The organism is Pseudalkalibacillus hwajinpoensis, assembly GCF_015234585.1.
Classification (GTDB): domain Bacteria; phylum Bacillota; class Bacilli; order Bacillales; family Guptibacillaceae; genus Guptibacillus; species Guptibacillus hwajinpoensis_B.
In genome coordinates this window covers 1,068,411-1,088,168 of sequence record NZ_JADFCM010000001.1, presented here as the reverse complement: position 1 = coordinate 1,088,168, position 19,758 = coordinate 1,068,411, and the positions used below count along the sequence as shown (strand labels likewise).

Sequence of the window (19,758 nt, the reverse complement as noted above, 5' to 3'; positions counted from 1 at the left end):
AGGGGTTTTTGTTCCCACTTGGTGTGGGAATCCCGGCAGAGCCGGGCAACACGATGGGAACAAGAAAACCGCCAGATGTGTCTTCAATGTGTTGCTAAAACAGCACCCTACATTCACTTTCAAATGAACTGTGTGGCCATAACACAGGCGATGTGTCGCTAACGTGTTCATAAATGAAGCACATAAAAGGGACATTAATCCTCAACCATATCTCGTTTTTCTTTTAACATCGTGAGCTTTTCTCTTGTCGTTTGTATGGCTAGTTCACCGTCCGAAGCTTCACGATTTAACTGTTCTTTCTTATTTTCCAATTGATTGATTTGCGCATTGGTTTGTTCCTTCTCTTCCTCCGTTTCATAGAATTGTTCTGACTCTAATTCAACCACTTTTTGATCAATTTCTTTTAATCGCTCTTCGATCGTTTGAATCATTTCCTGCTTCTCTTCAATCGTTTTTTTCGCTTGGTTGATCTTTTGTGATATTGCAGCAACTTCATACTCCTTTTCCGTTTGAACACTCAATTGCGTGTCTACTTTCACTTTACGTTCGTCTGTATAGATACGAGCTAACTCATTGCTCTTCTCACCTCCTTTAGGAGGAGATGGTTCTCCTTGTATGAGTGATCCATTGCTGATTTCATCCTTATTAATATCTAAAGCCATGACTTCAAATGAAGGACTCACCTGCTGGATACTAACGACATATCGGTTTCCATCTTGATACTCTACTGAAGTTGGAAGATCTCGATTTGGATGTTCTTTTTCCTGGGCTATAAAGATCAAATTCCCCTCATAAATGGTAGGTGATTTCTCAAGGTTCAATGTCACGATCATAAAATTCCTATCCGGATTATAGATCCAATCTTCAACAATCAACTCTCCATATCCACTAATCGTTAACGACTCTTTCAAAGGGGTTTGTTGTACTTTTGCAGGATCGTTTTTTCCGAATACGAGCCCTGAAAACAAAAAGAATAGAAGTAACACAACAATCGCACTCAAGGCGAAAAGATACTTGGTAGAAGTGTTTTCTGTAATTGAATCTGCTTGTCTTTTCATTCATCTCCACCTCTTTATATTTCAGTAAAATCCGTTACGATCCATTGTTCATTTTGATGTTGGGCGTGTATTTCTATAAACACTGGGGAAACTTGTTTTTGTTCATTTTCCAATGAATAAAGAGTGTGTTTGAACCTCACTAACACCGTCGCATAATCATTTGTGAGGTTACTTGCTTCGATGAATACTTGGACATCATTGACACCTGTTCTGGTATCCCCCTTGTAGGTATCTGTGGGGAAGAAAATATTCCGTAGTTCATGACTCATGATCTTTTCAGCTTGCTTCTTTCGTTCTGGGTACGTCTCTTTGTTTTGAACAAAAGCGACTTTTACAAAGGTCGATATTTGTTTTAACAATGGATTATACTGTGATTGAACTTCTACTGGTTCTTGTCGTTCAAGAAGCCGATTTAGCTTGGTTTTTTCTTCTAAGATAGTCTTGTTTTCATGTTGTAATTTTTGAACTTCAGCCTGGAAGTCTTCATTTGAAGACACCTGAAAGTCATAGATGTTAAACGAGGTGATGACCAATAGAACGACTAGAAACAACACAAAAATGATTTTTTTATTCATCCTATCAACGTCCTTTATAAGCCAAGATAAGGGGCTGGATCGATATCCGAACGGTACTGATTTTTCGTCAATACTTCAAAATGCAAATGAGGACCAGTTGAATTTCCAGTGGTCCCACACTTTCCAACAACTTCCTTCTGTTGAACGACTTCCCCTTCGGTTACATGCAATGAATAGAGATGAGCATAGTGACTATATAAGCCAGTCTCATGCTTGATAATCACACTATTTCCGTAGCCTGTATTGCCTTTTCTAACACTGACAACTTGGCCGTTATCAACAGCCCTTATCGGCGTCACGGCGTTCGTACAGGCAAAATCCATTCCACGATGCATGGTCTTTGTTCCATCAAACGGATCAATGCGCATACCATAGTCAGAAGTTTGGATGAATGACCCTGAGATGGGCATCACCCAATCGCCTGTTGGTTCAATTCCTCTTTCGACCACACCACCTTTCAGATAACTTAAGACGGCTTCTACATACCCAATATCTCCGTAACAAGCACCGGTAGCTGCTGATTCAGGTCGGATGCAAGAATATAGCCCGGTATGCTTCAACTCCTGGTACTTCATTCTAGAAAATTCAATGGCTAATTCCTTGCTGTATTCACCATTGTTATGAGCATTGGCATAATCAATAAACCCTCCACCAAAGTTGTAGGCTTGAAGGGTGAGTTTCACATCACCTCTGGCTTTTTCTAACATGTTTGAAAAATAGCGAACACCAACATTAATGCTCCGTTCAGGATCCTCAATACTGTTGGGAGGCAAGCCGAGTGACTCGCTCGATTGCATGACATCATCAAGTAATCCACCTGATTCTTGCATCGTCTTTGCCATCAAAAGCTCCACATAGTCGGAAACGCCATATTTAGCCGCATATTCCTCAAACAGTGGCCGGTATTTCTCCACGGCTGCTGACACTTGAGCAGTTCCATTCACCACATCGACTGACTGCACTTGGTCGTTGGAATGATTTTTTTGAAACCCGATTAATGTGGTAATCGCTGAAGCAAACAGAACCATTTGTAAAAGAAAAAGAGCCATGGCGATTCCTATCAGCCATAGCCATACTTTTCTAGGTACAAGTTGTAATAATAGTGACCAAGGCATTCTTATGCACCTCCGCCAAATAAAGCTAATTCTTCATCCGATACCTCCACTTTAAAACGAATATTTTCAACAGCCCTGATACTTAGCATCGTTTCACCTGTTTGGAGATACGGAATGTCCTGTAACTCACTCTGACTTAACTGCCCAGTGAAAATCTGCTGCATCATCTCAAGATTATTACTATCCTGTTGCATAATGATTTTGTATTGCGTTAACTCAAACAATTTCTTAATCTCTTCTACCATGCTTTGATCCGATCCCTCTGGCACAAAGTCTCGGATCGTATGACTTGCGTAGAGTAAACCACCAAAATACTTCCGTGCTTCTCGGCTGAACTTCGTGAGAAAATCAAGCGCACTTTCGCTTTTCTTTTTCGTATTTATGATGTGATGAGCTTCATCCATCAAGATCAAATAACGTACAGCGTCTTCAAATGCTAGCTCCCCTCGATCATAAGCTTCAAATTGAGGAGCGCCATTTGTTAACATCGAATCCCATAACAAATTCAGCACGTTAAATAACTGAGCTTGAAAGACTTCAGCTCTCATTTGAGACAAGCCACGTAACGTGAATGTGACGACTTGTTGTGAATCAAAGTGTTCCATCGTGGAGACCCCATTGAAGAGATGAGCGTATGTTTCAACGATATTTCGGATGTTCAACTCGATATTTTCCAACCGTCTTCTTCGTTCGAGACTGACATTCTCCCTTTGCTTTCCTTCGTTAGTATTTTCATAGAGTTGCTCTTCTACAAACGTAAGGAAGTCCGAGAAAATAGGATATTCCTGAACAGACTGCTTTGTAATGTTTGATTCTTCCTCCTCTTTCCAAAGACCAAGTTTTCCATAAAGCTTTCTTAAGAGATTCTCGTACTCTTTCAATTCACTATCCTTAGCTTCTGGAGCTAGGAACTTATAAAAGGTCGTCAACTTAGACAAGTGCTGCGTAAATGACGTGTACTCGTCCTCTGCTGTCCGATAGACTTGCAATGGATTAATAACGCCATCCGAACCATCTAATGCAATTTGCTTACCTCCCAGGGCCTCCGTTAATTCTGCAAATTCACCCGTAACGTCGAACGTTCGTACTTTATATCCTTTGATTGCATTGTCCAGCATGATTTTCTTTAGAAAGGTCGATTTCCCAGCGCCCATTGCGCCGACCATAACACCATTAAAACTTTTTCGTTGATGGTCTCTGTGAAACAAATCAAAAAGGACGTTTCCGCCCGTCATGGTCGTGCCGTAAAACGTGCCATAGGGATCATTTAAACTAGTGAAATGAAATGGAAATCCTCCTGCTAATCCGATTGTTGGAATCGGTTGGCCTTCACGCTTGTTTAGGTAGTGAAACTGAGCACTGTAATTGGAGAGTAAAGCTTTCCATTCATATTCTTGCTCATTTAAAAAAATGGAACCTCTAAAGTTTTCATCTTGTAAGGTTGATAAAACAACTTTCACTTTATCTTCTAATTCTGCTTTTGTTGGGGCACTTACATAAAGCCTCAGATGGATGCGTTTCACGACTTCACCTTCCTCTGAAACCTGATTGTATAGTTCCTTCAAGTCGTCATAGTTGTTTTGGGCTTCAATGATCCCGGCGTTATCCCTTTCGTTCATGATTCTAGAACTCTGTTCTGCCATTCCTTTGTTTAAACCATCACGTACCTTTAACCGATCATCCGATATAACATCCATCGTCGTGATCACATGTTCCATATTAAAAATCGGTTCTAACCAAAAGTCCGAGACGCTTTTTGGAAACGAATAGACATGAACGCAAACTTCATACCCATCTCCTTTTCTTATAAATGACTCTTGAAACCTCATCCCACCTTGAGGTTGTATACGCGCAAGGAGATAAGGATTGTAACCGATTGACTTCGTTTTAAGGTGTTCACTACTCTTGCTCGCAAATTTGAACAATTGTCACTCACCTTCCTTTATAGTTTGGAATTCTGATTATAGAGCTTATAAATCAAATCAAGTTTTTTCTCTTCCGTTAATTCAATCAATGGAGCAACTCTTCCTAAGTAACGTCTACAGTTATTCCGATATTCCGATAGTTGCTTGAGGCTAGCCGCGTAGATAAATAAATAAAACTCTCTATTCGTCCGGTGCGTTTCTAAAAATTGAAGTTCCTGACGTTTTTTCAATAAGAATCTTTCATATAAAGGAGCTGAGTTCTTCTCGATTTTATGGTCGATTGCACGCAATTGTTTCTGTATATCAACTGGGAAATTCATTGAAACGATTTTAATGTCATATGAAAAAGACTGAAAGAATTTAGCCATCATCATGATGTCGTATTCCGTCTCATGAGTAGAAGGGGAGTAAATGTCTTTACTTTGGAGCTGCATGATGTCCATATAGCCCTTATTTTCTTGCAGTGCAAACGCCCCATCTGAAGTCATATCGCAAATTGAAAGAATGTCAGCAACGGAAGCTTTAACTCTTGCCCGTTTTGTCTTACGCCTCTTCTTCCGTTTATGTTTTTTCAAAGTGATATTTTCATCAAAAAGGGCTGGTTGCTCTAGCCTGTCTTCATGAAATATTACTGGACGATTTTCTTCTAAAGCCACTTAAGATTCTCCTTTCTCATTTGCCTGAGTATCCATTGAGCAGTAAGTAACCCGGTTCCGAATTACAGCCAAAAACAGGGCTTTACCCATGCGCAACCCTGGGTTAGTTTTAGGTCTTATCAAACAGGACAGTGTCAAAATGATCCAAAAGAACGTGTAGTACCATACTAGGGAAGGATGTACCACATAACGGAAGGTAAAACCAAGTCCTCCAAGAATTAATACCACCAGTAAGTCCTTAAGGTAAAAAAGACGGTTGAGCTTAAGCTCACTTCCGATTTCTAAAGGGATTTTATATTGCAAAACAATCATTCCTCCATTAGAAAAGCGTGAATAAAGTCTATCCTTTATTCACGCTTCTTGAATTTATTTTTCCATTTTTCAGTTGTATTTCGTGATAAATCATAGGTGCGTTTTGCTCCTATAATCTTTTCATTCTGTTTCATTCGCTTCTCTACATTATCTTTCAAATATTGTCCAACCGTGCGATTTTCAATAGGTTGTTGCCTTGTTCGCTGTTGTCCTCCATTAACAGAAGAGGAAGGATTTGATTGCTGATTGTATCTGCTTAAAGACTGCATAGGGCTTGGCTCTTGCCTATCTTTAAGTTTATTTCCCTGAGTGGACGTGCTTTTCGTAGGACTAGGTGTTTGCTTGTTTTGTTGTGATCCATTGGACTTTCCTTTGCCTTGCCCTCCAGCTATTCCAGCCAAGGCACCTGCAGCTCCAGCACTTGAATTCATCACGGCACTTGTTCCTCCACTAGCAATAGCGCCAACTGTTTTTTTCGTAACTGGCCCAAGCGTTTTAGTAGCAAGGTATCCTCCCATCGCTACATGCCAGGCATTTTTTAATCCTGCATCAATACCGAATAGTTTCTGGACAATGTTCGGTCCATCGATAACGGCTAAACTTCCTGCAACGAGAGCTATTAAATATCCTATCCCCTCTAAATTTTCGCCTATAAATACGGTGTAATACATATACACTCGTAGACTGAGGAAAATCATGATAATCGAAGCAAATATACTACCGATATTCTTAATGATTGCTTTCAGCCGTTGCCCAGTTGAAATATCAGCGTAGGCCATAATAAGAGCCACTACATGATTGAACCCAAGTTCAAAGCATAGTTTCGCTACCTTAATAGAAATCAAGACCATGGTAAAAGCCATTACACCAAGCGTAACCATGGCAGTTAGCCAATCTACATGCCATCGATAATAATTTTCCGGTAGAAAATCAAATAAACCACTCTTACCTAACTCTACTATTCCTTCCTCTCCATTTGATTCTAAACCTATTCTATTCATCACTAGCTTTTGTCCTTGATCAGATAAACTATGACCATTCTCTTTCTCAAAACTATCATCAATGGTTTCATTAATTGAGATCATATCTAGACTATTTGGCTTAACATGATGCTGCTCTTCTACATCTGGGTTTTCCCAACCTGTTTCGTCATAGACAGCTATATCCGTAATATGATCCTCCATTACTTGGTCAGAAGTGGTAAATGAATCAGTATTAACCTGAGCTACCTCAACAGCATCATGGGTAAATTCATTGACTTTTCCCATTCCAAAAGCTAAAAGAGTGATCGTCATGATAGAAATGAATATATTCATTGGTATATCTGCCCGGTTCTTTTCTTTATTAAAAATTAATCGGAAACCAATCATCGCTAGTGAAAAAGCTAACAAGATGTAAAGTCCAGGCTGGATCGTATCCAGAAAATCTTGTACTGGTTCACTCATAAAAAAATCAGTCAGCGTTAATACGTTGTTTACCATACCTTCTAAACCATCAACGATTATTTTCAAGAATAATAGAATGCCCCATCCCATAATTCGTAAACCTGATGTAAATATATTATTGGTGGTCAAGACATCAGAAAACTGAAGCAGTTTTTCTAGGAGCTCTTCATCTGACATGTTTTTTCTCCTCCTTACCGGACTGAATTACACATAATTCTTTTCTTCCTCCTTTTCCGTCTCAGTTTTCAACTTATCAATCTGCTTTTGAATATGGCTAAATACTTGACGACTAATTTCGTGACCTTCACCTAAGAGTTGTAAATGGAATTGAAATGCCTCCATAGGCTCCTCTTTCATCTCTTGTTCACTGTGTTCTAGAAGAGGCGCAATATGCTTTACTATCATATGGAGCGTGCTCTTATCAAAAAATTGTCCTACATTCTTTCGGATCCATTGATCTCTATTAATGTCCGTTACTTCTAACCTTGCAGTTTTTTGACTTACCTTCTCTTCCTTTTCCTTTTCTCGATGAGAAACACCATAAAAATCGATAACCAAATCTTTAGGGTTAATGTAGCGATGAGGTGTATCAATTTCCTCCTCAGTAATGGATCGCTCTGTGTTAAAGTCAACACTCAAATACGTATGAGCATATTTCATGCTATGCTTCCCGGTGTTGTAAATTGGAAATGCGCGTATCTTTCTCCCCTTTTTGTCTCGTCTCATTAACACGCGACGAACAACAGTATCTCCTTCCTCCAACTCCTGTAGCTCATTGGCAGTTAGTAGATCTCTTCCTTCCGTACTCTCTGTTATAGATTTATCTAAGGAAAAGGTAGTGCCTGATCGCGTTTGTGTGTTTAGTGTCCTTTTACCTAACTTGGAAGAAAAGGAGGATGCAGAGTCGTAATCAGCACTTAATATATAGATTTCATTTCCACAGTTCCCCCGGATTGTTGCCTGGCCATCTTCTCCATATAAATCTTTTAATTGAGCATAGGATTGGATCACAAGGTGAAAGCGAATGTTTCTTCCTAAACAAACAGTGATTTTATTATCCATGTCAGCAATAGCCGGCATATTGCCAAATTCATCTAATAGAAAAACAACTTCACGCATACATTTCTGTCCTTTAGCAATAGCTGCGTTTTTAGAAAGGATATAATACAACTGACTTACAAAAATTGATGGGATGGCATGGGTCGAGGTATCATAATCTGGCGTAACCATGAATAGGGCAATTGGCTTCGTAAAGTAACAAATCCGTTCCACTGTAAAGTCGTTTATGCAATTCGAAGTATAGGAGAAGGTGACTTCCCCTTTTTGTTCATCGATTTCATTTATCTGAATCGATAGCTGCTTCTTTTCTCCTTTTTCATAGTTGACTTTTTGCTCATTGGACTGTTTTCTTTTTTGTTTCTCAGACAAAGGCACTTCATCTTGAACAATCGTGATGATATCTCCCGTAGCTAGTCGTGACGAAAAGTTAATAGTCCAGGTGCCGCCTTCTCCCGATTGATTGGTTTCCTTTGTGCCATCAGGAAAGGTCACATACACTTTTGAGAAAGCACTTCCCCTCCCTTTAATAAATTGACCAAAACCTACTTTCTTCAAATCTAATGAATTTCTAGCTGTCATTTTAGCTGTCTCACTCATCGTAAATTTAGTAAGACCATTCATTGCTGTAGTAAAGATACTAGATCTCGTATTTCCTTTGGAAAAGTTACTAGTGGCATACTGTTCTTTGGCAATGTGTGATTGTGGCAACTGTTGAAAAAACTGATCTAGTGCATTGTATTCTTGACCATTTTCATCCATCTCATTTTTGGTCCCCAACTCAGATAACATATTTGCAACAGTATACATCGTGATTTTTTCCTTTGTTCCTTCCGTAATACATTTTTCAGTTATGGCAAGAATCATGGCATTGACGAGGGACTTTGCTGAGTCATCCCACATCGGTTCCTTAGCTTGAGGGTTATGGTAAAGCATATGGGTAATGGTTTCACAAAGCGTTTGAGCAGTGGAATAGTCCCCATCTAAATAAGCCTGTTTGACAAGTTCAAGTAAATTGAAACTCATGCTTTGCATTGGATTCATTAAATTAAGAACTTCAACTTCATATCCACGTTTCACAAGAGTTTCCCGACTTGACGCAAAAAGCTCTCCTTTAGGATCATTGATCACCAGTGAAGGTTGCATTTCCGCACGTGAATAAGCATCAATTGTAGGGATTACATACGTTTGTCCCTTCCCACTTCTTGTCGTACCGATAATTAAATTGTTCACTGGAGAAGGGTCAATGTAAGCTTTTCGACCTCTTCTGGCTAATACTGGACCACCTTTTCCTTGATAAGCGTGCTTCCTGTCTGGAATAATCTTGTATTGATTTTGAATTTCCTTTCGTGTGGCAAAACGCTGGGAGCCCTTTTCATCGGTTCCAATCGCTTTAAAATTACTTTGCAGTTTATAAACCATCTGAGCGATACCTAGTAAACTTATAAAAGCTAGTATGCCATAGGCTAATGGAAATTTTTTTATCTGAAACTCCGTAAAATACGAAAGGTGAATGACTAACGGTTGGCTAAATTCAGGAAACGTTTGAATCGTATCCAACATGGCATATCCTAAATTCAAAATAAAGGTACCGATCAACATCATCATAATAAAAAAACAGATGCTTAATGGTATAAGCACCCGTTTTCTAGCAAGGATCGCTTTCAAATTCATCGCTCCTTAGATATTTTTTTGCTCCTCCATAACCGCGTTTCTTTGCTCCTTTATTGATTTAATTTTCTCCTCGTCTTTATCCTTTAATTTTTCCTCTTCCTCTAATTGGCTATTAAGCTGCCTTAGATGCTGATCGAGATCTTTATAAGTTGTGATTTTCTTATTTAAATCATCACTTTTTGCTTTACTGGCCATTTTCTTAGCTTCATCTAATTGATCTAGATTCAAATATGCCAATCCTTTTTCTTTATACCGTTCTGATGTCATAAGAACATCTTTTACCGCAACGGCCTTTTGGTAGTCTTCCGAATGATAAGCTATCTCAAATTCTCCTGCTGAACTCGGATAAGATTCTTGAAAGCTTTTCAGCTCCTCGATTCCATGGAGTTGCATAATCTGACTAGCTAGTATTGACACGTTTTCTTTTCCTGTCTCATTGACGGCTTCTTTATAGTTTTTGACCGACAAAAGAAAATGAATCAGAACTTCTTGTTCAGAGTCACTATGCTTTTCATTCGCCTGCAACTTAGTAATGGCCTCATTCACATCTCCAGTGATACCCTTTTCATAGATAGTTTTTATTGCTTTCACTTCAGCAACTTCTACATTTGCTTCTTCAAGTGCGTTATTTTTACTGGTTGCAATAGTAGCTAGCACTATTGATGACAAAATAGCTACAACTAACAGACTTGCGAGAGTACAAGTGAAAATCTTCACGCGTTTACTTAATTGCTTCCAGCCGTTCGTTTTTACTGTATTCTGTTTTGCTAACTCAGTTAGATCCATTTTATAAGAAGCAGGGGTATTGGCATTTAAATTTTGAAGTAAAATATCACGCTCAGTTTCTTGTTGTTCATTCTCCATCGTTAGCTGCATGAGCTTCAAACAGATATGGTTATAAATATTCGTTGTATCATCAGATCCCAAAACATAAGTGCCGGAATACAACTTCTCACCTTTGTCATTTGAAATCATAAAATCAAGAGGAATCGGTTCAGCATTTTTCTTTTGCCATTTCTTATCTAACACAGCTGTTTTCTCTACAGCCTCTTGAAATGAGTAAGAATGAAAACTAGAAATCTCTCCTTCTATTTTCGAGGTAAAAAACACTTTCATTTTTTTCACTCCCTTTAAAAAACCACCTGGCTATCAATGTATTGAGCAATGGCAGTAGCTCCCATTAAAACAACTAATCCAGCTGCACCACCGATAAACCACACGATTGAACTTTGTCGCCCTCGAACGCCTCCCCATATCAAATGATAGGCGCCAATACCAAAAGCGATAGCTGCAGATACAATACCGAGTAGTTGCATGGCAGTAAGAATAGCTGCACCCGTGGTTTTCAAATTACTTATTGCATCTAATAGAACCAAGTCTGTAAACATATTCATAACTAACACTCCTTTAATCATTTAGTTTTTTGTAATGGATAAGAGATTTCATAACAACCTGTTGATTTTCTTGAATGTACTCCTGATGTTTATCATGTAACCAATCGCTATAGGATAGGTCCTGTATCGTAAGAAGCGTTTGAACAAGCTCTTTCGATTGTTTAAGCTCACGATTTGTAGCACCCATATTCATCACCTCCTGTTACGAGTTGTAAGCATAAAAAAAGAAGCGATCTATAAAAGATCACTCCAATTAGGACGATTCATTAATGAATTGAGATATGGCTTTCTTTCTATCATCAAGCGATTCATACTTTTGAATTCGTAGAGAAATACGTTTTTGTAATTCACCTTTTTTATAGTAACTTAGGGATTGAAATAGCTGTGCACCTTCAAGACCAATTTCGCTTAGTTGCATTTCGTTTTCAAGTATCTCAGAATTTTGAGCATTAATTTCATAAACAGTGTCGTTCTCAATATTCTCTTCAACTAGATCAATATATTCTTGCCTTTCTTCTTCCTCTGATGAATCGGTAACTAGAACATAGACATCGTCATTATTAGCGATTGTCTCTTTTATTTCATCTGGTGGTAAAGACTCAACTTGACCCGTGGCTCCTTGCTCACCACAACTAACAAGAATGATGGCGATCATCGCAAAAACGAAGCTGCCTATCCAACGTCTCTTCATCAGATCATTCCCTTCCAGAGTAGGATATAAAGCAATTTTAACACCTACCCATACAAAGAACCATAATTACCCAATAGATTAAGCTACTAATCATTCAATAGTAACGATTGTTTTTGGCTAGAAACAATCAACCCTATGCAGACTGCAACAATGCTCTGCAATGCACATCGTTTTTAGCTTAAACGAAGAACTTTATGTATCTAGCAATACTAATTGAAAGCTTCATAGGTTCTTGCCTCACCCTCAAGAAGTACAACATCATCAATACAACGCTTATCCGGTCACTAGATGCGTTTTACGTCACACGCACCGAACGGTGGTCAACTGCAAGGGAAGTGCGGTGACCATTCCTTTCCTTGCATAGATATAAAATTGTCAAAGTACAATTGGTTATTATAGAGTGCTAATTAACAGATTTTAGTTCACAATTAGGGTTTTTACGTTTCGCAATCGTCTTAAATCCAATGTCTTTTACAGTTCGAATACGATAATAAATCGCTGACAGTTTTTCAGCTGCTCCCTCCTGATCAATCACCCATAAACCGCGTACGTTGTACTTTTTTCCTTCAAAAGTTTTAACATAAGCTGCCCGAGACGAGATATCATAAAAAGCAAGATGATTTCGATTAGATTTCCTCATAGCACAAGCCCCTTTTTTGGAATTGAATTCTAAACTCAAGAATCACCAACTACTTTTAATTTGGTCTTTGATCGTAGAATTTCCTCAGCAGTCTTTAGGTCCTCTCGGATGTCCCTAATATCGTCTTTAGATAAGTTATATCCGAAACAATTTGCCTGGATGATTTCATCTGGCTCTTTTTTGTACTTGATCCTTAACTTGATCATAGTGGCAACATCTTCAAGCCTAAGTGGTTTATTCACTGACTGCGTGGACTGAGATTCTTTTTGTTTTAACCATTCTGGCGAAGAACTTTTTAAACGCCTTCTAGAAGATGGACCTCTAAATTGGTTATGACTATGCTGAGATTCTTCGACCTTTGCCTCCTCCAATGTGCCAACCCCTTTGTTTTTCCATGATTGGAGAATACTTTTCACATAACCCCAGCTAGCTTTATTCCGATACAAAGACCTCTTCATCGCTTCTATAACCATTTCATCCCCACTATCAGTTATATAAAATACTATTTCCTTATGAATGTGAGGTGGTATTTGCCCAAAATTCTTTTCATAAAAACGAATGACTTCACTATTTGAATGCTCAGAGGTTGTTGTATCTATCGATTCTTTATCATTCTTTAGTTCTTTAAGTTCTAGATCATTATTGTATGTGGCTTTTTGTTGATTTTCTGAAGGTGAAGTGCTGTCGTTTTGTTGTTCGATTGCTGGTGTTTTGTTGTCGGTTACTTCAACATGAGATTGATAAACTGCCCAATTATTAACTGTTATAACACTAAATTTGTTGGTGGATTTAATAGTAATTACATTATCTTCCTGCAGTACTTTTAGATAATCTCGAACTGTTGATTCTTTCATATTTAACTCAGAAGAAGCTTTTTTCCTTCCGAAAACAAACTCCCCAGGTTCCAACTGAACTTTTTGCCTACCTAATCTACACTCAGTTCTTTTATGAGTTGATTTCGTTAAACAATAAATAAAAATCTTTAATAACTTTTCATTCTGAAATAGTTCACTATGAAGGATTTTACGATGAAGTTTTATCCAGCCCTGCATCTTTTACATCCTTTCAAACTTCTTGATGTTAAATTAAAGTCAAATCACCTGATGATTCATCTCTTGTTCTCGAACCCAAATATCTATCGTCTCCTTGGAGAAAAAAATTCTTCTTCTAATTCGAAAATGCGGAATTTCTTCCGTTCTAACCATTGTGTAAATGGTGTCATTGCATACACCTAAATAATCAGCTGCTTCATTTACCGTTAAGGTTCTTCTTTCCATTAAAATCCTCTCCTATTTCATTTTTGATAAATTTCTTATCATTTTTGAGATAAAAAAATCCCATCAGTAGACTTATTCCATTAGCATCAACTAAATTTGTGCCATAAATAAATTCTCGATCAGGATTGGTAGTGAGTTATTATAATAGTAATCACTAGAGAATATGCTCTTGTCTCTGGTTAAAGCAACCTTGTTCATACGTTCTCAATAAATAATCCTGTTGTTTCTATCAAATCCCTCCCCACTGATAAATAATTTATCTAACTTAACTAAACCTTACATGATAAAAAACTTATCGTCAATGATTTTCGATAATTTTTTTATCAAAAATAGATAATGATAACTTTTTTATCTATACTAACGATAGAAGGGGTGTGAAAACCTTGTTAAGTAAACGTTTAAAATTATTGAGAGGATCAAAGACTCAAAATGAAGTTGCTTATGCTCTAGGAATATCCAGGGCAAGATATTCTCACTATGAAAATGATCATGTTGAACCGGATATTCAACTCCTAATAAAGATGGCTAATTATTTTAATACAACTATAGATGACCTGCTTGGAAATAAAGCGGATTTATATTTAGGAGAAATAAAACCACAGTATGGTACTAACCAAGAAAGCCCTGTAAATGAAATCTTAGATCTATTGAACAAACATAATGTGAATGGTATGAGCTTCTTTGATATCAAAAAGTGGGAAACATTAAAACCTGAACAAATTCGAGAATTAATAAATTATTTTAATTATTTAGTTCAACAAGCTAAAGAAAACGATTAATGAAGTAATATTAAAGCTATTTTCTTTTCAAATAAAATAGACCCTTTCAGTATTTAAAATAATACTGAAAGGGTCTATTTACTATCTTTAATGGTTTATGTAACAAAAAGGGAATGTCTTTTTCAGTAATAGCTTTAATCTAGAAAATCTACGTAATTAAAAAAGATTTGGTTTTCAACATTTTTGGTGTAATCACTTAAACGCTCCCGTTTTGAAATTAATTCTACAGCTGCTTCTAAATATTTTTTATTTTTTGCAGCCTCTATAATCAAATTGGTGCAAACCTTTCTTGACCAATTAGAACTCTCACCGTTGTCACTCTTTTGAGCTTCTAAAACTAGATTTATTTTATCTTTACTTACATGATTAGGATATTTATATTCCCTATCAATTTCATGATTTTCTGGAAGATCTAACATATCCAATACTGAATCTATTAAATCGAAAATTTCTGTTTCAAATGTTTCGCTTACTTTCTCCATTATTGGCTCATTAGAGAATACTCTTTTGAAAGATTCTTGTTTTTTATAATAATTCGATAATGAATTAATTACATTTTTAATTACTGTTTCACTGTGCATTCAATTCAACTCCTAAATATTATTGTTGAATTGTATCACAGGAGACTCTCTTTCAAAATATATAACTTTAATATTGAGTATTCTAGCACGTAGTTAACTTCTATCTACTTATCAATCTTAACAACCATCCCATAATATTTGAAAACAAATTAAATGAGCCGTGTGCTGTCCATGATGATAATAAACCATATTTCAAAAACAAGACTCCATATACCACGCCTGAAAAGAAATAAAAGAAAAAATTCAATAAGTTCGGACCGTGAACCAGTGAGAACCACGTGCTCGTTAACAATACCCAAAAAATTATATATATTTTAGTCTTCTTAACAAAAAGATGATCTGATATGTTATGAATCCACCTTAACCATGGGTGATCAGGAAGCTGCTTTATCAACAAAAAGAGACCTCCGTATGATAAATATCTAAACAAAAACTCCTCATTAAAAGGGCCAACTATGACTGTTAAGATATATCTCCCAACAATTGAAAAACCTTCAAATGAAGTGAGTTGTTTTGACCCTACTCCTATAAGGTCTTCTCCCGTAATCCAAAAAGGAATATATCTTATTACATTCATAACCATGGCTAAGACAGCACTAATACAAATTGAAATATAGATGTAAGAAAGACCATAATTTTTTACAGAGGAGAAGTGATAAAAAAAATCCTTTCTTAATGATGGGAAACCAATCAAGAGCATTAAGAATATAATCAAAACTAGATAGATATCAAAGCCTTGGCTAGTCACTCCCAGTTTCAATAGACTATCCAATAGAAATAAAAGAAATATTAGTGTGAAAAACAGCACTATGAAGCCTAAGTTTTTGAAAAATATTTTAAAGTGATTCAAAATTCTCCTCCTCTAAAAATAGAGACAGGTTCACCTTTCTTTTACTCCTCACTTAAAGAGGATTGAATCTCATTTAACAGTATTTTTGCTCCTTCAGTACTTAAAACAACTGATCCATTTCCATACGTTTTATTATTTTCACTAATTTCTCCAGTGATGACACATGCCAATTTAGAACTGTATTTTTGCAGTATAATTTGATCCTCATTAACGAAAATTTCAAGTGGATCTTTTTCTTTCACATCTAACATTCTTCTTAGTTCAATCGGTACGACAATTCGTCCTAACTCATCAACTTTTCTTACTATACCAGTAGATTTCATACTTCTATTCTTTCCTCTCCAATCTAGACTCTCAAATAAATTATATATCTGAAAATTGACTAAAAACTTCTGCTTTATTCAGCGATATTGTCCGACTTTTATGGAATAAATACAAGAATCGCTCATAAATTTAGGGAATAATAGCTTATGTTCCACATATATAATATGAATTAAGCATACTGCTTGGATGACCTTGTTATCGATAACCTGATTACTATTCTTATACGGAGAATTTACTTTGCATATATTACCGCCTTAACCCAAATGATGGTATACTTTTTCAAAGGTTTAATATTCACAATTAAACTTCAAATCTATTTTATTTTTAACCATCGTCCTCATCTAACATCCAGACTCTCTTGATGGGAATCTCCTTTTTAATTTCGTCACTTAAATGCTGATAATTTTTGAAAATCTCATTAATTACTGTTTTCGAATCCCATAAGCGTACTTTAAAGAATTGCTTTGGGACTTCTCTCATCACAGAATTTTTAAAGCCACTCCATGAAACCAGTAAACCAAAATCTGCACTAAAGTTACTCATCGTACCAATTAACTGGTCTAATGTAGGTCGGTCAAGTGGTGTATCTGATGTTTTCACCTGTACACAAATTCTTGGATGGCCGAACCCGAGCGTATCAGAGGCTGCTAAGATATCAACACCATGGTCTGCACCTTCCGGGCTTCGATAAGTGGTAAATCCCTTAGCCTTAAGCAATTCTTCTATTAACGTCTCCATGTTGTGACCTTTAAATCGCTGAATTATACGCTTAGATATCTGGTCATAAATATACTCATCTAAATCAAAAGTAACCTGTTCTTCATTTTCGTCAACCAGATCTGCAATCGTTTTATCTTTTTTGACACTCCAGTTGTTTCGATACATCTCACGTATTCTTTTCTCTGCATCGTTTCGTCTGATTTTACAAACTGTCATAAAGGCACCAAATGAATACAGCAAGTCTTGTTCAAAGGAATCCCGCGGAATATCCGTCGCAAACCACTTCACATCACGATAGTGGTAATAAGGGCTTCCATTTGACTCTTCGTATTTATACTCACTAGTAATCTCTCCAATATGTATCGTTCTGTTCATCTTTGAGGGGAGAACAACCCAGTCTCCAATTTTCATACGGTGAGCAATTGGCCAGATTTGTGAAGCCCAGTTAACCGCCGTTTTTTCTTTTTCAAGGTTATATAGCGTTATGAGTGTCTGATAAAGTTCTTCCTTTTCGTTGATCGTCGATAAATCTGTATTTAAATCATCCCAGGTTAAATACACTCGCTTATCCTGCAAAAACTTATTTTCGTACTCTCCATGCCTCCCGGCACGGAACAACCATACACTCATTCATTTCCTCTCCTTCCAATCGTTATTTTCCATTTTATCACAAATTCATTAATGTATTTCTCCCTTTTCGTTTTACAGTAGTTCTTATTTTTGGCTATGTTAAAGCTAATGTTGATATTGAAGCTAATAAATTTTAATTAGTAATCTCTTTAATGTATTTAACATTCCTGTTTTCTCCAAAATAAAAAAACACTCTATTGAGCGTTTTTGGATATTTATTTCTTCATCTTATTACCTGCAACTGCTACCACTGCAATAGAAAGAGCTGTTGCACCTACTTTAAATACTTTATTATTTTGAATATTATATAATGTATCCTTTATAAGCATAGTCCTTCTTATGTCCTTAATTTCACTCATCATCCAAGCCTTGTCACTATCCGACAAATCTTCTTTTTGTAACATCGTATAAAGATTCTTTTTTTCCTCTATTAGATCCTCCATTAATTTATCATATGAATGATTTAAATTATCGAGATACATCTTAGATAGCTCCGTAAAGTTTGGAATTTTACTAACCAAACTTTCTAAAGCTTCCGCAGGTAGCTTAGATAAATTCTCTATTAATCCTTCGAACTTTTCGATATCAACTATTTCTTTAGCGTCTTCTACACCAAGTTTATCCAAAACCTTATTAATCTTCATTAAATTTTTTTCATTGGCCAATTAGATTTCTCCCCCTTATTAAAAGCTCAAATTAGAATATTCTTCTTGAAGTGACAACATCCCTGCTTGATATTTAAGATCTGCTTGACTTCTTATTTAAGCAATCTGATTTTTTAGGTAACCCTCAGTATTCTTACCAGTAATTATTTTGGATGTTATAACTAAAGAAGCAGGTTAGTTTGAATAGAATAATAACGAAAGAAATTGTAGGAACATAAAGACATGATCAGTACATTTAGATTGCAGAAATAAGAAAATGCTTGTGAACTATAATCTCCAAAATTTGAAACAGCCAATCCTACTAGTGTCCAATTCCAGAACTAAGAGCTAAATGCTCGTCTTTTGCTGGCATAAATTCCCCACCTTATTTTGCTCATTTAAATCGAAGGAGCCTTTCTACTAACCATGTATGTTTCCAAAAGATAAATGCAAAGTGTTCCACTTAAATTAATTGCAAATTTTGCGTGTCGTTCGCTTGGTTTATAATATACTTTTCCTTTGCCGTGTGAGTCTCCATAAGCATTTCTCAAAGCTCCCAGTCCAGTTACAACTCCATTTATTGAACCTAGTATTTGCTTGAAAATCTCTGCTCCATGTTGGTCTGGAGACAAGTTTAGCAATTGAGCAACCTTCTTGTATAATTGGCTCAAATTGTCCGTTTCTTTATATTCTTCACCAATGTCGTCAAGTATCCATTTCAATGTACTTTCAACCATTGCTCTGGTTGCAGTGATTGCGTCTTCTGGATCAGTCTTTGCTTGACTTAAAGCTCTATTCCAATCATTTTCAACATGTTCAATATTATATTCCACAGTGAAATTCTCAAGCTCTTGTGGGATATATGTAGTGTTTTCATATTGAACCTTGCCATTTACAAAAGCATAACCGTCACGTTCCAACAACTTTACAAATTGCTTCCAAGTTGTATCATTTTGGAAGTGTTCACTTTCTTCATTTTCGAGATAAAACATTTCTATTACGTTTAACAATTTCCGTAAGTCACTAGGATTTTTTAAATCAAGTGAAGCAACATAAGAGTCAGCAAGTGAACGTCTTTGCCCATTTAAAGTGGAGACATGATTTTCAGTTTCAAAAATATATTCACATTCAAAGAGCTTTTGAATGGTTGCGAGTGTTCCATAGCCGGTTAATAAGTCGTAAAAAGTGTGGATTGTCCGTTTGCTTATCAATTATCAATACTCCAATCTCTACCAATGTCATTATTCCAATTATTACAAAAAGAAACAAATTAGGCTACTATTTTACAATAAAAAGGCACTCCAAGTTTTGTGGAATGTTCTAGTGTCATTTTTCATGATAAAATCCATTAATGCTTGAGCCAACACTTTTAGATTGGGTTTGTTGACTACTTTTCCAATACCTTGCGGACG

General features: G+C 36.5%; 22 protein-coding genes. 1 reads left to right on the top strand and 21 read right to left on the bottom strand.

Annotated features, from left to right (window positions below):
• Positions 1–194 precede the first annotated feature (194 nt).
• From IQ283_RS05305 to IQ283_RS05235, 15 genes are all read right to left on the bottom strand, one after another.
• Positions 195–1,058, bottom strand: a complete 864-nt coding sequence (locus IQ283_RS05305; RefSeq protein ID WP_194219079.1) for a hypothetical protein — start codon at positions 1,056–1,058, stop codon at positions 195–197.
• A gap of 14 nt (positions 1,059–1,072) precedes the next feature.
• Positions 1,073–1,633 carry a hypothetical protein gene (locus tag IQ283_RS05300; RefSeq protein ID WP_194219078.1) on the bottom strand — a complete coding sequence of 187 codons (561 nt, stop codon included), beginning with the start codon at positions 1,631–1,633 and terminating at the stop codon, positions 1,073–1,075.
• Between the two features lie 14 nt (positions 1,634–1,647).
• Positions 1,648–2,748, bottom strand: a complete 1,101-nt coding sequence (locus tag IQ283_RS05295) for a lysozyme family protein (RefSeq protein WP_194219077.1) — start codon at positions 2,746–2,748, stop codon at positions 1,648–1,650.
• 2 nt (positions 2,749–2,750) lie between these two features.
• Complete coding sequence (locus IQ283_RS05290; protein ID WP_194219076.1) at positions 2,751–4,673, bottom strand: VirB4 family type IV secretion system protein; 1,923 nt, start codon at positions 4,671–4,673, stop codon at positions 2,751–2,753.
• A 17-nt stretch (positions 4,674–4,690) separates the two neighbouring features.
• Positions 4,691–5,329 (bottom strand): hypothetical protein, encoded by a 639-nt coding sequence (locus tag IQ283_RS05285; RefSeq protein ID WP_194219075.1) that lies wholly within the window; start codon positions 5,327–5,329, stop codon positions 4,691–4,693.
• Positions 5,330–5,641: a DUF5592 family protein gene (locus IQ283_RS05280; protein WP_242057247.1), complete on the bottom strand. Its 312-nt coding sequence runs from the start codon at positions 5,639–5,641 to the stop codon at positions 5,330–5,332.
• A 35-nt stretch (positions 5,642–5,676) separates the two neighbouring features.
• A complete protein-coding gene (locus tag IQ283_RS05275) occupies positions 5,677–7,263 on the bottom strand; it encodes a pLS20_p028 family conjugation system transmembrane protein (protein ID WP_194219074.1) in 1,587 nt (528 codons plus the stop codon).
• A 27-nt stretch (positions 7,264–7,290) separates the two neighbouring features.
• Positions 7,291–9,810, bottom strand: coding sequence for a VirD4-like conjugal transfer protein, CD1115 family (locus IQ283_RS05270; RefSeq protein ID WP_194219073.1), 2,520 nt, complete (start codon positions 9,808–9,810; stop codon positions 7,291–7,293).
• 12 nt (positions 9,811–9,822) lie between these two features.
• Positions 9,823–10,932, bottom strand: coding sequence for a hypothetical protein (locus IQ283_RS05265; RefSeq protein WP_194219072.1), 1,110 nt, complete (start codon positions 10,930–10,932; stop codon positions 9,823–9,825).
• 14 nt (positions 10,933–10,946) lie between these two features.
• Positions 10,947–11,210, bottom strand: coding sequence for a hypothetical protein (locus IQ283_RS05260; protein WP_194219071.1), 264 nt, complete (start codon positions 11,208–11,210; stop codon positions 10,947–10,949).
• Between the two features lie 13 nt (positions 11,211–11,223).
• Complete coding sequence (locus IQ283_RS05255) at positions 11,224–11,397, bottom strand: hypothetical protein (protein ID WP_194219070.1); 174 nt, start codon at positions 11,395–11,397, stop codon at positions 11,224–11,226.
• Between the two features lie 66 nt (positions 11,398–11,463).
• Positions 11,464–11,901, bottom strand: coding sequence for a hypothetical protein (locus IQ283_RS05250; RefSeq protein ID WP_194219069.1), 438 nt, complete (start codon positions 11,899–11,901; stop codon positions 11,464–11,466).
• Between the two features lie 403 nt (positions 11,902–12,304).
• A complete protein-coding gene (locus IQ283_RS05245) occupies positions 12,305–12,541 on the bottom strand; it encodes a hypothetical protein (protein ID WP_098444746.1) in 237 nt (78 codons plus the stop codon).
• 35 nt (positions 12,542–12,576) lie between these two features.
• Positions 12,577–13,593, bottom strand: coding sequence for a DnaD domain-containing protein (locus tag IQ283_RS05240; RefSeq protein ID WP_194219068.1), 1,017 nt, complete (start codon positions 13,591–13,593; stop codon positions 12,577–12,579).
• A 39-nt stretch (positions 13,594–13,632) separates the two neighbouring features.
• On the bottom strand, positions 13,633–13,818 hold the full coding sequence (locus IQ283_RS05235) for a helix-turn-helix domain-containing protein (protein ID WP_098444748.1): 186 nt from the start codon (positions 13,816–13,818) through the stop codon (positions 13,633–13,635).
• Positions 13,819–14,201: 383 nt separating this feature from the next.
• Here IQ283_RS05235 and IQ283_RS05230 point away from each other — a divergent pair, with 383 nt between their 5' ends.
• On the top strand, positions 14,202–14,597 hold the full coding sequence (locus IQ283_RS05230; protein WP_194219067.1) for a helix-turn-helix domain-containing protein: 396 nt from the start codon (positions 14,202–14,204) through the stop codon (positions 14,595–14,597).
• A gap of 134 nt (positions 14,598–14,731) precedes the next feature.
• Here IQ283_RS05230 and IQ283_RS05225 read toward each other — a convergent pair whose 3' ends face one another.
• From IQ283_RS05225 to IQ283_RS24080, 6 genes are all read right to left on the bottom strand, one after another.
• Complete coding sequence (locus IQ283_RS05225; RefSeq protein ID WP_194219066.1) at positions 14,732–15,178, bottom strand: hypothetical protein; 447 nt, start codon at positions 15,176–15,178, stop codon at positions 14,732–14,734.
• A 100-nt stretch (positions 15,179–15,278) separates the two neighbouring features.
• Positions 15,279–16,028, bottom strand: coding sequence for a CPBP family glutamic-type intramembrane protease (locus IQ283_RS05220; protein WP_194219065.1), 750 nt, complete (start codon positions 16,026–16,028; stop codon positions 15,279–15,281).
• A gap of 41 nt (positions 16,029–16,069) precedes the next feature.
• Positions 16,070–16,351, bottom strand: a complete 282-nt coding sequence (locus IQ283_RS05215) for an AbrB/MazE/SpoVT family DNA-binding domain-containing protein (RefSeq protein WP_194219064.1) — start codon at positions 16,349–16,351, stop codon at positions 16,070–16,072.
• A gap of 325 nt (positions 16,352–16,676) precedes the next feature.
• A complete protein-coding gene (locus tag IQ283_RS05210; RefSeq protein WP_194219063.1) occupies positions 16,677–17,702 on the bottom strand; it encodes a restriction endonuclease in 1,026 nt (341 codons plus the stop codon).
• Positions 17,703–17,917: 215 nt separating this feature from the next.
• On the bottom strand, positions 17,918–18,367 hold the full coding sequence (locus IQ283_RS05205) for a hypothetical protein (protein ID WP_194219062.1): 450 nt from the start codon (positions 18,365–18,367) through the stop codon (positions 17,918–17,920).
• 377 nt (positions 18,368–18,744) lie between these two features.
• Positions 18,745–19,557 carry an abortive infection family protein gene (locus IQ283_RS24080; RefSeq protein WP_194219061.1) on the bottom strand — a complete coding sequence of 271 codons (813 nt, stop codon included), beginning with the start codon at positions 19,555–19,557 and terminating at the stop codon, positions 18,745–18,747.
• Between the last annotated feature and the right edge of the window lie 201 nt (positions 19,558–19,758).